Genomic DNA, 14324 nt, shown 5'->3' with positions numbered 1-14324 from the left:
TAAGTCTAGGGCTCATCCTCGCCCTGGACTGTTCCTCTGGGGCGATACGACTGTCGTTCCAAGAGGAAGGAAATGCAAGGGGAGCAAATCTCAGCAACAAGTTAGGGCAACGCCATCGGGCACTTCGGCGTTTCTCATCGTTATGTATATCGCAGCCTTTGTTGCCGCGTTTAACGAGAACATCATTAACGTGGCGCTGCACGGCATTATGGCGGCCTTTTCGGTGAGTGCCACCACGGCGCAGTGGCTTGTTTCGGGCTACATGATCGTGACGTCGATCTTTACGGCCATCATGGCCTTTCTGTCTGGTTGTTTTTCGACGCGTAAGCTGCTGTTTTTCGCATGTGGATGCCTGGTCGCCGGAGAAGTCCTGTGCTTGGTCGCCCCAACGTTTACCGTCTTGCTGCCAAGTCGCATTTTGCAGGCTGCGGGATCGGGCATCTTGTTTCCGCTCATGATGAACGTGGTGCTGTCTTGCGCCCCGCGTGAGAAGCTCGGTCTGTACCTGAGTCTGGGCGGTGCCTGCATTACGCTAGGGCCGGCGTTTGGACCCGTGATCAGCGGTCTTATGTGCACGTTGTTTGGCTGGAGAGCGGTGTTCGTAGTGCCGTTGGTGGGCGGCATTGCGGTCGCTGCGGCGGGCGTAAAGCTTGTTCAGAATGTCGGAGAGCGCTCGAACACCACGCTTGATATTCTGTCGGTTGTTTTGCTCGCTGCCGGCATTACGGCATTTGTGTATTCCGTAGGCGAGTTCTCGACCAATCTGATTTCCGGCATCGGGACGCTTTTCGCCGCCCTTGTGCTGCTCAGCTTGTTTGCGGCCCGTCAGCTCAAGCTCGAGCATCCGGTGCTTAACGTGCGTCCCATGGCGAGCGTTCGTTTTTGGCCTGCGTGCCTGCTTGTGGTGGTGTCGATGATGACAACGTTCTCGATGAGTGTTTTGTTGCCGCTCTATTTTGAGGGCGCATACGGCATGACCGCACTTGTTGCGAGCTTGCTCATTTTGCCGACGATTGCCTGCAATGCCGTGACCTCGATTGTAGGCGGGCGCGTGATGGATGCCCGTGGCGCATGGCCGCTGCTGCCGGTCGGTTTTGCCCTGATTGCCGTGGGACAGACTGCGATCTCGATGACCGCGGCGACCATGAACATCGGCGTTGTCGCGGCACTGACCGTTGTAGTGTATGCCGGCGTCGGTTTGGTGCTGAGCCCCTCGCAAACGGCCGGATTGGAGACGCTACCCGCTGCCGAGCATCCTCACGGAACGGCATTGCTCAACACGTGGAACATGATTGCCGCGTCGTTTGGCCCGTCGCTGTTTATCGACCTGCTTTCGAGTTCTGCAGCGGCTGCCGGTGCCGCCGGCGTCGCGACGGACGTTGCCCAGGCGATTGGATTTGCGGCTGCCGTGCGCGTGGCGGCTGTGATTGCCGTTGTCGGGTTCGCGGTGTCGGTTGTGTACGCTCGCCGCGAGTCGTACATGTCGCATTAATGTGTGCACATAGATTCTGCAGCTAGATTGGATGGCGACACCATAAACTAATTGACGTTTTGCCGAGAGGCATGAATGTTTAAAGCGCAAAGAGTGTGCGACGGGCCCCGCGAATGGGGCGATGATGCCCGAGAGGGCCAAGAAGGAGTCTCATGTCCGAGAACGAAGAGATCATGAACGAGACCGAGAACGAGACCATGGCTGCCGAGGTTGAGGCAGTCGAGACCGTGGAGACCGAAGTTGCCGAGGTTGAGGCTGCTGACGAGGTTTCCGCCGAGGAGGAGGCCGAGGTTGTCGAGGCCGCCGTTGATTACGATGACGAAGAGCTGATGGACAAGATGCAGAAGGCCGCCCGCCTGCTGCGTAGCCGTCGCTTTGCTATTTCCAAGGAGGAGGAGGCCAAGGCCGAGCGTATGGCGAACATCGAGCGCGCCATCAAGCTGCTTGACCTCAAGCCCAAGATGGAGCAGAAGGAGATGTCCGACCTGCTGGGCATGCGCCTTCGTGAGCTCGATGGCCTGATGGCCGAGGCCGAGGCTGCCGATCTGGTCGGCCGCATCGACGACGCCGAGGGCGATATGCGCAAGATCGTCGTCTTCGCTGCCGAGGATGCCGCCGAGGGCCTGGTCGAGCTTGCCAACAAGAAGGAGAAGCTCCTGCCCGAGCTTTCTTACGAGGAGGCCACCGAGTTGATGGCCGCTCTCGATAAGGTTATCGCTCCGCTCGTCGCCATGGGCCTGGACGAGGACCGCGGTCCTCGCGGTGGCCGTGACGATCGCGGTGGCCGTGGCGGCGACCGTGGTGGCCGCGGTGGCTTTGGCGATCGCGGTGGCCGCGGCGGTGACCGTGGCGGTCGCGGTGGCGATCGTGGCGGCCGTGGCGGCTTTGGTGACCGTGGCGGCGACCGTGGCGGTCGCGGCGGCTTTGGCGGCAACCGTGGTGGCTATGGCGACCGCGGTGGCAACCGTGGCGGCTTCGGCGGCAACCGTGGTAACGACCGCGGCGGTCGCGGCGGCGATCGCGGCGGCCGCAACGGTGGCGGCTTCCGCGGCAACCGTTTCTAATTAGTTACGCGGTTCTACGAACCGCGTAACCAGTTGACGCTGCAAACGCCCCTAAGCGGCAATCTGACGTTCAATTTCAAGGGCGCGACCAGAAGGTCAGCGCCCTTTCATTTCACGTCACCTTGCTCGCTTAGGGGCGTTTTCGCTGACTTATGCTCAACCTGCGGCGTTGTCTTGCTCCGGGGGTGGCAGTTGGGGACGTTCCTTTTCTGCCGGTAGTTTGGGACACTCCTTGTCAGGTAGTCATTGGGGACGTTCTTGTTTGACTAGTCGTTTAAGAACGTCCCCAACGACTACATAGGATGAGAGTGGATAATCTCCCGGTTTGAGCCTGCATTCAAGCTCAAAGTGGGAGATTATCCACTCTCATTTGTTGTATGTCCGAAAATCCACGCTCGTTTAAATTCTGCCTACATTTGCAGGAACAGTTCGTGGAGGTGGGTGTCTTCGTCGAGCTCGGGGTGGAAGGTGACGCCGAGCTGGTTGCCCTGGCGGGCGGCGACGATGCGGCCATCGACGTTAGCCAAAGTCTGGGCATTGCCGTGCACTTCGACGATGCGGGGCGCACGGATAAACGTCAGCGGCGCTTCGCCGTCGATGCCGGCTACTTGCCCCTTGGTTCGAAAGCTGCCGAGCTGCCTGCCGTAGGCATTGCGCTCGACAAGTACATCCATGGTTGCCAAACGCGGCGTGCCTTTATCGTCATGGGCGGCAAGGTCGTGAGCCAGTAGAATCAAGCCGGCGCAGGTGCCCAGGACGGGCATGCCTTCAGCGATACGGGCGCGAAGCTCCTCGAGCATGCCCAGCTCATCAAGCAGCTTCCCTTGAACGGTGGACTCGCCGCCGGGAAGTACCAGACGGTCAAAGTCCTGCATCAAATCAGCCGCCTGCCTCAGCTCAATACAACGTGCGCCCAGCTCGGATAGTCTTGTCTCGTGCTCGGCAAAAGCGCCTTGGACGGCCAGCACGGCGACCGTCTGGCCTGCATAATCGCTCATGTGCGATCCTTTCTGCTGGACTAGCGTCCGCGCTCCTCCATGATGATCTCGATCTCGTCAGCGTTGATACCGACCATGGCCTCGCCCAGGTCCTCAGAAAGCTCGGCAATGAGCTTGGCGTCGGTGAAGTTTGCCACAGCCTTAACGATGGCGGCGGCGCGTTTGGCGGGGTTGCCGCTCTTAAAGATGCCCGAGCCGACAAAGACGCCCTCGGCACCCAGCTGCATCATCAGCGCGGCGTCCGCGGGGGTTGCTACACCGCCGGCGGCAAAGTTCACCACGGGATGCTTGCCCGTGGCATGGACCTCGCGCACAAGCTCGACTGGAACTTGCAGTTGCTTAGCTGCCTCAAAGAGCTCGTCATCGCGCAGAGCAGCAACGTCGCGGATTTGCTTTTGAATCTTGCGCATGTGGCGCACGGCTTGGACGACGTCGCCCGTGCCCGGCTCGCCCTTGGTGCGAATCATTGTGGCGCCCTCGGCAACACGGCGCAACGCTTCGCCCAGATCGCGGGCACCGCAGACAAACGGGACGTCAAACTGGGTCTTATCGATGTGGTAGACATCGTCGGCGGGGGAGAGAACCTCGGACTCATCGATGTAGTCGATCTCGATGGCCTGAAGGACCTGCGCCTCGACGATGTGACCGATGCGGCACTTGGCCATGACGGGGATGGAGACGGCCTCTTGAATGCCCTTGATCATCTTGGGGTCACTCATGCGCGACACGCCGCCGGCGGCGCGGATGTCGGCCGGGATGCGCTCGAGAGCCATGACGGCGCAGGCGCCTGCCTCCTCGGCGATACGTGCCTGCTCGGGCGTGGTGACGTCCATGATGACGCCGCCCTTGAGCATCTGCGCGAGCTCGCGATTGAGTTTGACGCGATCGGCCTTGCTGGTCTGTTCTGCCATTGTTGCTCCCTTGGTTGGCATGTGCATTGCTTGACGGAACATCCTATCGGGGAGCTGGGTATGGCGAAATACTCAGTTTTCGAGATAATAACAAGACCAGACTAATACCAGATTGAATGATTCGATAAGGTCAGGTGATAGGCTCGTGCTTGACTACAATTTGGAAAAACGCGGCGAAGCATCGCTCTATGAGTATGTTTACCAGCAAATTCGAGATGATATCGTAGCTGGACGCATTGCGGCGGGGGAACATCTGCCGTCTAAGCGAGCCTTTGCCAGTCATCTGGGAATTAGTGTCATTACCATCGAAAATGCATATAGCCAGTTGCTTGCCGAGGGCTATATTTGCTCAAAGCCGCGCCGTGGTTACTACGCGTGCGAGCTTCCCGATGCACCGGTTTTGGCTTCGGCTGCGGAGGGCATCGACCGAGATGCCGTCTCTGCGGGCCCCAGTGCGCGTGATGTCAACGGACAGGTCGAGCGATTCGATGCGCTTTCTCCTTCCGCTTTGGAGGCGGCGCGGCTTTGGCAAAGCGCGCTGCGGGCGACGCTGGCATCTGAAGATGAACGCGAAATCTTTTCGACTGCGCCGGCACAGGGCACCGCTCGGCTACGACGCGCAATCGCTCGCCATCTGCGCGGGACACGGGGCATGAATGTTAATCCCGACAACATCGTCATCGGTGCGGGCGCCCAGCTGCTCGATACCATGTTGGTTCAGTTGCTTGGAGCCGACAAGGTGTATGCCGTTGAAGATCCGGGCTATTTGCGCCTGACGCGCATCTATCAGGCTATGGGCTGCGAAGTTCGACATATCCCGTTGGATGATGAGGGCGTGGACTTGAGCGTTCTGCAGAAAGCCGGGGCCGATGTCCTTCACCTGATGCCGTCCCATCAGTATCCGACCGGCCTTGTGACGAGCATTGCGCGTCGCTATGCGCTGCTGAGCTGGGCCGCCGAGCGACCAGGTCGGTATCTCATCGAAGATGACTTTGATTGTGAGTTTCGCCTTGCCGGCAAGCCGATTCCCGCGCTCGCGTCGATCGATGCCGCCCAGTCGGTTATCTACACCAACACGTTTTCGAAGAGCCTGTCATCGGCGTTGCGTCTAGCGTACATGGTGTTGCCCGATGAGCTAATGGAGCGGTTTAGGCACAACCTTGGTTTTTACGCCTCGTCGGTGAGCTCTGTTGACCAGGTCGCTTTGGCTCGTTTGCTGGAATCGGGTGATTACGAGCGACATGTGAACCGCGTACGCGTTCGTGCTCGCGAGGCGCGTGATGGCCTGGCGACGCTTGTACGGAAAACGTTTCCGGCAGGGGAAGTCTCGATCGAGCATGCAGACGCGGGCCTTTACTGTATCGTGGTTGCGGAGCGTGGAATGGGCGGAAGCACTTTTGCACGGGCCCTCACGCGCTCGAGCATCCCTTTTATCGATATCGGTGACTGTTTTTGGTGTGCCGATGGCGCATCTGTCCCTGAAAACTCAACTCAAATTCTTGTTCAGTATGACGATCTGAGTCCAAAAGTACTAACTACCTTGGAATTGCAGCTAATGGGGGGCGCTCTGCAACCTAAGTGAGTAGACTTGTAGCACTTTGGCGACCAGGCAGTTTTGTAACAAGCTATCTACCTGCGGTTTTGAAAAGCAGGATGACCGGCCTGATCGGGATGTTCAAAAAAGTCTACTCACTTGCCGCGCAAAGCTCCTGCATGAGAAAAAATGGGGTTTTCAACAGGGCTTCGTCCAGCTCTTGGCAAGCTTTTGGCCAGTTGGGGAGGGCTGTTGAAAACTCGGCAGTCCGTTCGGCGCCATTTTTGGTGCGTTCGCGCCAATGCGTGACTGACTGGGTTGAAATTCGTGTTTTCCTGTGCCTATGAAGGATCTACTTTGTGACATATCAGCTTTTAGGTACTGGCGTTTGCCTCCTCAAGTCCGCGCTTTGTGTCCGCCGCTTCCACGACCGGAAGAAGACCGGCAGCGATATGATCTCGCCCGCAACCCGACGGCTGCGGTCGCGCTCGGTTTTCCGTTGTATACATTGGTTCGGTCGAGAAACAAACGGACTTGTCCTGCCAGCATTAGGCAGCGGCTGTTTCTTGGTGAGCTTCCCGGGGAATCCGTGCTGGAAACGGAGCATGGGGTTTTGATTACGTCTCCTCTACTGACGGCATTCATCATGTTGCGGCATCTGACGGATCTTCAGCTTCTTTTGGTATTGGCGGAGATGTGTGGCTTGTTTGCGGTGTGTGCCCTGCCGGCGGCACTTGAGGCGGAGCTTTCGCGTGCAATTGATTCGGGCGCGATTTCGACAACGTTCGGTTGGGTGCGCTGCCCGTCCGAGGACGGCGCCGCTTCAAATTTATGGCGTCGAGACGCTTTGGTTTTGGGCGGAGACCTTGACCGTTTTTTTTCAGATGTTTGCGGGATGCGTTACGGCAATAGATTTATAGCGGTATCGCAACTCGTTCCATTGGGCGCCGCGTCGCCTTTTGAGGTCGAGGCGTATTTGCTACTTGCACTGCCGCGATCCCTGGGAGGCGAAGGTTTTTGCGGCATAGAGCTTAATGTTGAAGTGATGCTAAGCACAAGTGCTCGAGCGATTGTGGGAAAGTCCCGTGTATATATCGACCTACTTTTGTCTTCGCCGGACGGCAGGCGACAGGTGGCCATTGAATGTCAGGGAAAGGCCTCACACGGACGCGCAGGAGATGGCTTGCGTGACGCTGACCGCATGACGGCCCTTCAGGCCATGGGCTACGATGTGCTTCTCCTGACACACAGACAGATATCCGATGGGGATAGATTCCGCGCGATCGTTAAGGCCGTATGCAGGATGCTCGATGCTGAATATCGTGATAAAAGCTCAGATGAGCAAAGGGCTGAGACATTACTCCGGTCTGAACTATTCGTTGACTGGACAAAATTGGGAGTAATCGACGGAAAGATGCCCGTTAGACGCAAAACAGCTCGATCGTGGACGGCTGCGGTTCTAAGTGAGTAGGCTTTTGACACTTTGGCGACCAGGCCGTTTTGAAACAAGTCATTTACCTGCGACTTCATAAAGCAATACGGATGGTCTGCTCGGCAAGTTTCGAAAAGTCTACTCACTTAGTTTTTGACGAGAGACCGATGCCGAAGATAGCTCTATTTCAGGGCGTTAACGAGTCCTCGAGACACAAAAAGGCCCGAACCAATACGGTCCGGGCCTCATCGAGCTAGAGGTTATGTCTCAAGCGGTTGGCTTAGCCAAAGTAGCGCTTCAGCAGGCCGGCGAAAGCCTTGCCGTGGCGGGCCTCGTCGCGAGCCATCTCGTGCACGGTGTCATGGATGGCATCGAGGCCGGCGGCCTTGGCGCGCTTAGCGAGATCGGTCTTGCCAGCGGTGGCGCCGTTCTCGGCCTCAACGCGCATCTCGAGGTTCTTCTTGGTGGAGTCGGTCACGACCTCGCCCAGAAGCTCAGCGAACTTGGCGGCGTGCTCGGCCTCCTCGTGGGCAGCCTTCTCCCAGTACAGGCCGATCTCGGGATAGCCCTCGCGATGAGCGACGCGAGCCATGGCCAAGTACATACCGACCTCGGAGCACTCGCCCTCAAAGTTGGCGCGCAGGTCGGCAACGATGTCCTCGGAGACGCCCTCCATCTTGGCGACGCCCACGACGTGCTCGGCAGCCCACTCGAGCTGGCCCTCCTCCTGCTTCAGGAAACGAGAACCGGGAACGCCGCACTGGGGGCACTTGAAGTCCTCGGGCAGCTGGTCGCCGTCGAACTCTTCCACATAACCGCAAACGGGGCAAACAAACTTCATGATTCGATCCTTTCGATCGATGGCGATTGTGCGCTCGTCCGGTCCCGTAAGGGCCCTCTCCGGACGTGCGTCTTGACGAGTTCTATTATCCATAAATGCGACCGAATGTGAAGCCTATTAGGAATGATTTTTAATAAAATAATTTTGGGCATGTGAAGATGTTGATTGATTAACGATTGCCAGGCCGCTCGAGACCTCCGCTGAGTACAATCGGTCGAGCAAATGTTGACCTATCAACAAATGAAGGAGTTTCCTTTATGCATCTAGCCCGTCGTGCCTGGTGCCGAACATATCAGACGGTTTTTCGCATCGCATTGCCGATCCTGCCCTATACCGAGCCGCGCATTTTGGAGCATGCCGAGGACGTGCCCGCGGTGCTTCAAAAGCGCTCGATACAGCGGGTTCTTATCGTGACGGATCCCGGTATTGCCCGTCTGGGGCTCACGGCGCCGCTCGAGACGGCGCTCGCGTCCAAGGGAATTGGCGTTACGGTCTATGCCGAAACGCGTGCGAACCCCACGGTCTCAAACGTGGAGGAAGCGGCGTCCCTGTATCGCGAGAGCGCCTGTCAGGCCATTATCGGCTTTGGCGGCGGCTCGGCCATGGACTGTGCCAAGGGCGTGGGCGCACGCATCGCACAGCCAAACAAGCCCATCAACAAGATGCGCGGCCTGTTGCGCGTCCACCGTCTCCTGCCGCTGCTCATCGCCGTTCCCACCACGGCAGGTACGGGTAGCGAGGTCACGCTCGCAGCGGTCATTACCGATGACGAGACGCACTACAAGTACCCCATTAACGACTTTGTGCTGATCCCGCGCTTTGCGGTACACGACCCCGAGTTTACACGTGGCCTGCCCGCCTCCATTACGGGGCAGACGGGCATGGATGCTCTGACGCATGCCGTCGAGGCCTTTATCGGGCGCAGCACCACGCCCTACACGCGCAAGATGGCGCGTCAGGCGGTGCAGCTCATCCGCGACAATTTGCTCGAGGCCTATGAGCATGGCGACGACATGCGCGCTCGTCGCAATATGCTTTCGGCGGCGTATAAAGCGGGTGTTGCATTTACCCGCTCCTATGTCGGATATGTGCATGCCATCGCGCATAGTCTGGGCGGCCGATACGGAATTCCGCACGGCTTGGCCAACGCCATCATCCTGCCGCACATGCTTCGCGCTTATGGTGACGCCGCCGCCCCCACGCTTGCCGATCTTGCTCGCATGGCCGGTATCGCGCCGGCTAACGCGCAGGACAGTCTTGCGGCCGAGGCCTTTATCGATTGGGTCGACCGCATGAATGCCGCCTTGGGCATTCCCAAATATGTGACGGGCATTCGCCGCTCCGATATTCCGCAAATGGCGGCCCATGCCGATGCCGAGGCCAATCCGCTATACCCCGTTCCACTTTTGATGGACCGTTTGGAGCTCGAGCGTATGTACGAGGTCGTCGCGGGTGGTATGTTTGAGGATGAGAACTAGGAGGGCCCATGAACACCGAGGAAATCGCGCGCATTGTCGGCGAACAGCGCGCCTACTTTAAGACGCGCGCCACGTTTGATGTCGATGCTCGACGTCGCGCCCTCGTGCGCCTGCGCGAGGCGGTGCGAGCACACGAGACCGATATTGCCCATGCGCTCAAGACCGATTTGGGAAAGTCGCATGACGAGGCCTATATGTGTGAGATCGGCACCTCGCTTTCCGAGATTCGTCATCAGATTGCGCATGTGGCTCGATGGAGCCGTCCGCGCCTGCGCTCCTGCGACCTCGCCAATGCTATTAGCGTGTGCAAGACGCAAGCCGTGCCCTATGGCGTCACGCTCGTCATGGCTCCATGGAACTATCCGTTTTTGTTGACGCTCGAGCCGCTCGCCGGCGCGCTCGCTGCGGGTAACACCGTGGTCATCAAGCCGAGTGCCTATGCGCCGGCTTCGAGCGCGGTGCTCAAGCAAATCTGCGAAGAGACGTTTGATCCGCGCCTGGTGACGGTTATCGAGGGCGGGCGCGCCGAGAACGAAGCGCTGCTCGATGAGTGCTGGGACAAGATCTTCTTTACCGGCAGCGTTCCGGTCGGCAAACTCGTCATGGAGCGGGCAAGTAAAAACCTGACGCCCGTGACGCTTGAGCTGGGCGGAAAGAGTCCCGGCATTGTGGATGCGACGGCAAACTTGAAGGTCGCGGCACGGCGCATCGCCTTTGGTAAATGGCTCAACGTGGGCCAGACCTGTGTAGCGCCCGATTATCTGCTGGTCGACGTGCACGTGCACGATGAGTTGTTGGGCCTCATCAAGGAGGAGGTCCGCCGCATGTTTGGCGAGCATCCGCTCGACAACGAGGATTACGGCCACATCGTCAACGCCAAGCATTTTGCGCGCGTGCGCGGGCTGATCGATCCCGACAAGGTTGTGCTGGGAGGCACGGCGCGCGAGTCGTCGCTCAAGATTGAGCCGACGATCCTAGACGGCGTGTCCCCCGATGACGCCGTGATGCAGGAAGAAATCTTCGGTCCCATCTTGCCGGTGCTGACGTTTGAGAGCTTAGACGAGGCCGAGACGTTTATTACGGATCGTCCGACACCGCTGGCCTTATATATCTTTAGCCAGGACCGCGCAGTTCAGGAGCGCTTTGTGCGCCATGTGCCCTTTGGCGGCGGCTGCGTCAACGACACGATCATGCATCTGGCTACGAGCCATATGGGCTTTGGCGGCATGGGCGCGAGCGGTATGGGGCAGTACCATGGACGCGAGAGCTTCGATACGTTTAGCCACAAGAAGAGCATCGTGAACAAGGCAACGTGGTTGGACGTGCCATTCCGCTATGCTCCTTACGCAAGCTGGAAGCACAAGTTCGTGCGCATGTTTGTGCATTAGAATCAGATAAGGATGAATTTATGTCCGCACGGGCCCGTAGACTTCTCGATAAGGTCAAACGCTGGTTTATCCGGCCGTTAGAGGAGTTGCCATGTACGAGCCTTCACGTGTTCTTCTGTCGTTTCATATCGCAGGATTTCAATATGCCGACGGTGCTTTGGTCCTAGGCGATCTTAAAGCGGGCGATAAACTGACGCTGTGTGCCGAGCACGATAATCCCCATGATCCCGAGGCGGTTGCGATCTATTACGGCAACACCAAGCTTGGCTATGTTCCGGGAAACGAGGTCGGCCCGCTGTCCTTGATGATGTATTACGGCCACGAGGATGTGTTTGAGGCCCGCGTACAACAGGTTGCCCCCGAGCGCAGCCCGTGGCATCAGATGCGCGTTGGCCTCTATGTGGTGGATGCTCGCTAGTCGGCAATGGAGGCTGCCATGTTTGTTGACGATGATCTGTTCGATCTGACGGATGACCCGTTTGAGTGGGATATGCTACTTGATGACGATGAGTTGGAGCAGGACCGCAAAAAGCAAAAGGATAAGAACACCCCGGGAAAAGATTCGAATAAAAAGGACAAGCGCCGCCGCGGACTGTTCGGCGGGCTCTTTGGATAACCGCCGCATCGCTACGTCTGTATACTTAGCACGAGTTGAACGCGTTGCGAAATGAGGGCATAGACGATGATGTGGTTTACCGCCGACCTGCACCTGGGCGATACGAATATCTTGCACGACATGGATCGGCCGTTTGATTCGGTCGAGGAGATGAACCGCAAGGTCATCGATGCCATCAATGAGTGCGTGGCTGTGGACGACCGCCTCTATATCTTGGGAGACTTTACCTACCGTTTGCCCCTGGCAGAGGCGGTGCGCCTGCGCGAGCGTATCGAATGCAAGAATGTGACGCTCATCCGTGGTAACCATGACGGCGACTGGGAAGATCCCGACGTACCGCAGATTTGGGAAGACGTGCGCGATTACCTGGAGATTGCTCCCGGCTATGCCAAGGGGCATCGTCTGGTTATGAGCCACTACCCCATGCTCAGCTGGAATGGTAAGGCGCGTGGCGCCATCATGCTACACGGGCATATCCACAGCAGAGGAGACCGCACCAACGCTCGCAACCGCGATCGCGAGCGCCCCATTTACCGCTACGATGTGGGCCTCGACGCCAACAACTACAAGCCCGTAAGCCGAGACCAGATCCTGAATTTCTTTGGACTGTAGCTCGCAAACCGCCACGAAGGGGACAGGCACCTTTGTGGTGGTTCTGGCGCCGTACTCATTCTGGTAGCGGCGACTTATTTGTCCGCGCGGCGCGGTAGAGTGAAGGCGGTTGAAGTTTGCGTCCATCGAGGAGCTGCTATGAACGAGATTAAGTGCCCGCATTGCGGCGAAGTTTTTAAGGTCGATGCGTCCGGCTATGCGGATATCGTCAAACAAGTGCGCAATGCCGAGTTTTCGCGCGATCTGGATGAGCGTGTGAGGACAGTCCAGCGCGAGGGCGAGCAGGCGCTGGAGCTTGAGCGCTCGCGTTCGACGGCTGCCTTGCAAGAGGCAGAGTCTCAGCGCAACGCTCAGCTTGCCGAGCAGAAGAACACTGCGGAGCAGAAGCTGGCACAAGAGGTTGCCAAGCGCGACGCTGAGCTTGCCGAGCTGCGCGCCAAGCTCGAAGGCGCTGCCGCAGAGCGCGAGAGTGCAAGTCAGCGCGCGGCGGTTGAGGCCCGCGCCGATGCTCAAAAGGAGAATGCCGAGCTTCAGCGCGAGATCGACAATTTGCGTGCGCAGCTGGAGCGCAAAGATGACGAAGCCAAGCTCGTCGAGTCGGCGACGCGCAATGCCGCTCAAAACGATTTAGCTGCACGTGATGCTCAGATTGCTGAGCTGCAGGCCAGACTTGCCGCGGCGGACAAGGCCCAGGAGATGGCGCTTGCCGCCGCTGCGGCCGAGTCGCAGCGTGAGCTCGATGCCGCTCGCAGCGAGGCCGAGCGCGCGCTTGCTGACTATCGCGTGAAGGTGCAAGAGAAGTTTTCTGCCGCAAAGGCACAGTCCGAGCAAGAGGCCGAGGGTCTGCGTGCCCAGTTGCGCGAGCAGGAACTGATGGCAAAAATGAACCTGTCAGAGGCGGTCGCCGCGGCGGAGCGAGAGCGCGATGAGGCACGTGCCAAGCTGACGAGCGAGTTGGCGGTGCGCGATTCTCGTGAGGAGCAAGCCAAGGCGGCACACGAGCTCGAGCTTGCGCAGGCCAAGCGCGCGAGCGATGACCTGATTCGCTACAAGGATGAAGAGATTGAGCGCCTTAAGGACATGAAGGTCCGCCTGTCCACCAAGATGGTGGGCGAGTCGCTCGAGCAGCACTGCGAGACCGAGTTCAACCGTCTGCGCATGACGGCGTTTCCCAACGCGTACTTCGAGAAAGATAACGATGCGTCCGAGGGTACCAAGGGCGACTTTATCTTCCGCGAGTGCGACGCGAGCGGTAACGAGGTCATTTCGATTATGTTCGAGATGAAAAACGAGAACGACGAGACCACGACCAAGCATAAAAACGAGGACTTCTTTAAGAAACTCGACCACGATCGCCGCCAAAAAGGCTGTGAGTACGCGGTGCTCTGCACGCTACTCGAGCCCGAGAGCGAGCTCTATAACGCAGGGATAGTCGACGTGAGCTATCGCTACGAGAAGATGTACGTGATTCGCCCACAGTTTTTCATTCCCATGATTACGCTTCTTCGCAACGCCGCCATGGGTTCGCTGCGCTATAAGCAGGAGCTAGCGGAGTACAAACAGCAGAATATCGACGTTACGAACTTCGAAGCCAAGATGGAAAAGTTCAAGAATGATTTCGGCCGCAACTACGAGATTGCGAGTCGCAAGTTCCAAACAGCAATCGATGAGATCGACAAGACGATTAGCCATCTGCAGAAAACCAAGGAGGCGTTGCTGTCCTCCGAGAACAACCTGCGCCTAGCCAACAAGAAAGCCGACGATCTTACCATTCGCAAGCTCACGTGGGGCAACAAGACCATGAAGGCGGCGTTTGACGAGGCGCGCGGGGCTGCGTCAGAGACAAACGATGAGCCAGCCGAGGCGGATTCGTATGAGATCGAGGATGCCGAGTAAGGTATAGCGGATAGTGCAAAAGCGGGGCCGCTGGCGAAATTGCCAACGGCCCCGTTTCGTTT

13 protein-coding genes are annotated in these 14324 nt (G+C 58.3%); 10 read left to right on the top strand and 3 right to left on the bottom strand.

Translation table 11 applies throughout. The features are described from left to right. The first annotated feature begins 142 nt into the window (after positions 1-142). Both DW136_RS02670 and DW136_RS02665 read left to right on the top strand, forming a co-directional pair. A complete protein-coding gene (locus DW136_RS02670) occupies positions 143-1492 on the top strand; it encodes an MFS transporter (RefSeq protein ID WP_233546517.1) in 1350 nt (449 codons plus the stop codon). 152 nt (positions 1493-1644) lie between these two features. Continuing rightward, positions 1645-2556 carry a hypothetical protein gene (locus tag DW136_RS02665; RefSeq protein WP_117766881.1) on the top strand — a complete coding sequence of 304 codons (912 nt, stop codon included), beginning with the start codon at positions 1645-1647 and terminating at the stop codon, positions 2554-2556. A 410-nt stretch (positions 2557-2966) separates the two neighbouring features. Here DW136_RS02665 and pdxT read toward each other — a convergent pair whose 3' ends face one another. Further along, the gene (gene pdxT / locus DW136_RS02660) at positions 2967-3554 is read right to left on the bottom strand and encodes a pyridoxal 5'-phosphate synthase glutaminase subunit PdxT (RefSeq protein ID WP_118288992.1); all 588 of its coding nucleotides are present in this window, start codon (positions 3552-3554) and stop codon (positions 2967-2969) included. A 20-nt stretch (positions 3555-3574) separates the two neighbouring features. After that, positions 3575-4465, bottom strand: a complete 891-nt coding sequence (gene pdxS, locus DW136_RS02655) for a pyridoxal 5'-phosphate synthase lyase subunit PdxS (protein WP_118288991.1) — start codon at positions 4463-4465, stop codon at positions 3575-3577. A 145-nt stretch (positions 4466-4610) separates the two neighbouring features. Here pdxS and DW136_RS02650 point away from each other — a divergent pair, with 145 nt between their 5' ends. After that, complete coding sequence (locus DW136_RS02650) at positions 4611-6047, top strand: PLP-dependent aminotransferase family protein (RefSeq protein ID WP_158571421.1); 1437 nt, start codon at positions 4611-4613, stop codon at positions 6045-6047. Between the two features lie 541 nt (positions 6048-6588). Beyond that, complete coding sequence (locus tag DW136_RS02645; RefSeq protein ID WP_117637840.1) at positions 6589-7470, top strand: hypothetical protein; 882 nt, start codon at positions 6589-6591, stop codon at positions 7468-7470. Positions 7471-7711: 241 nt separating this feature from the next. On the opposite strand, the gene DW136_RS02640 is transcribed toward DW136_RS02645, so the two are convergent. Further along, on the bottom strand, positions 7712-8275 hold the full coding sequence (locus DW136_RS02640) for a ferritin family protein (RefSeq protein WP_070097113.1): 564 nt from the start codon (positions 8273-8275) through the stop codon (positions 7712-7714). A 254-nt stretch (positions 8276-8529) separates the two neighbouring features. Here DW136_RS02640 and DW136_RS02635 point away from each other — a divergent pair, with 254 nt between their 5' ends. The 6 genes from DW136_RS02635 to DW136_RS02610 all read left to right on the top strand — a co-directional run bounded on the left by DW136_RS02635 (position 8530) and on the right by DW136_RS02610 (position 14262). Further along, complete coding sequence (locus DW136_RS02635) at positions 8530-9750, top strand: iron-containing alcohol dehydrogenase (RefSeq protein WP_117629631.1); 1221 nt, start codon at positions 8530-8532, stop codon at positions 9748-9750. An 8-nt stretch (positions 9751-9758) separates the two neighbouring features. Then, positions 9759-11138: an aldehyde dehydrogenase gene (locus DW136_RS02630; RefSeq protein WP_117629632.1), complete on the top strand. Its 1380-nt coding sequence runs from the start codon at positions 9759-9761 to the stop codon at positions 11136-11138. Between the two features lie 91 nt (positions 11139-11229). After that, the gene (locus DW136_RS02625; RefSeq protein WP_117637839.1) at positions 11230-11556 is read left to right on the top strand and encodes an HIRAN domain-containing protein; all 327 of its coding nucleotides are present in this window, start codon (positions 11230-11232) and stop codon (positions 11554-11556) included. An 18-nt stretch (positions 11557-11574) separates the two neighbouring features. Then, positions 11575-11754 (top strand): hypothetical protein, encoded by a 180-nt coding sequence (locus DW136_RS02620; RefSeq protein ID WP_117629634.1) that lies wholly within the window; start codon positions 11575-11577, stop codon positions 11752-11754. Positions 11755-11820: 66 nt separating this feature from the next. Further along, entirely contained in the window at positions 11821-12366 is a 546-nt protein-coding gene (locus DW136_RS02615) for a metallophosphoesterase (protein ID WP_117629635.1), read from the top strand. A 138-nt stretch (positions 12367-12504) separates the two neighbouring features. Then, the gene (locus tag DW136_RS02610; RefSeq protein WP_118288989.1) at positions 12505-14262 is read left to right on the top strand and encodes a DUF2130 domain-containing protein; all 1758 of its coding nucleotides are present in this window, start codon (positions 12505-12507) and stop codon (positions 14260-14262) included. The last annotated feature ends 62 nt before the right edge of the window (positions 14263-14324 follow it).

Source organism: Collinsella sp. AM12-1, assembly GCF_003472325.1.
Lineage (GTDB): Bacteria > Actinomycetota > Coriobacteriia > Coriobacteriales > Coriobacteriaceae > Collinsella.
This window is presented reverse-complemented; position numbering and strand designations above follow the sequence as displayed.

Bases quoted from the DNA above. Each gene is read 5' to 3' on its own strand.
- DW136_RS02670 (WP_233546517.1), top strand. From the start codon at position 143: ATGTATATCGCAGCCTTTGTTGCCGCGTTTAACGAGAACATCATTAAC.
- DW136_RS02665 (WP_117766881.1), top strand. From the start codon at position 1,645: ATGTCCGAGAACGAAGAGATCATGAACGAGACCGAGAACGAGACCATG.
- pdxT (WP_118288992.1), bottom strand. From the start codon at position 3,554: ATGAGCGATTATGCAGGCCAGACGGTCGCCGTGCTGGCCGTCCAAGGC.
- pdxS (WP_118288991.1), bottom strand. From the start codon at position 4,465: ATGGCAGAACAGACCAGCAAGGCCGATCGCGTCAAACTCAATCGCGAG.
- DW136_RS02635 (WP_117629631.1), top strand. From the start codon at position 8,530: ATGCATCTAGCCCGTCGTGCCTGGTGCCGAACATATCAGACGGTTTTT.
- DW136_RS02630 (WP_117629632.1), top strand. From the start codon at position 9,759: ATGAACACCGAGGAAATCGCGCGCATTGTCGGCGAACAGCGCGCCTAC.
- DW136_RS02625 (WP_117637839.1), top strand. From the start codon at position 11,230: ATGTACGAGCCTTCACGTGTTCTTCTGTCGTTTCATATCGCAGGATTT.
- DW136_RS02620 (WP_117629634.1), top strand. From the start codon at position 11,575: ATGTTTGTTGACGATGATCTGTTCGATCTGACGGATGACCCGTTTGAG.
- DW136_RS02615 (WP_117629635.1), top strand. From the start codon at position 11,821: ATGATGTGGTTTACCGCCGACCTGCACCTGGGCGATACGAATATCTTG.
- DW136_RS02610 (WP_118288989.1), top strand. From the start codon at position 12,505: ATGAACGAGATTAAGTGCCCGCATTGCGGCGAAGTTTTTAAGGTCGAT.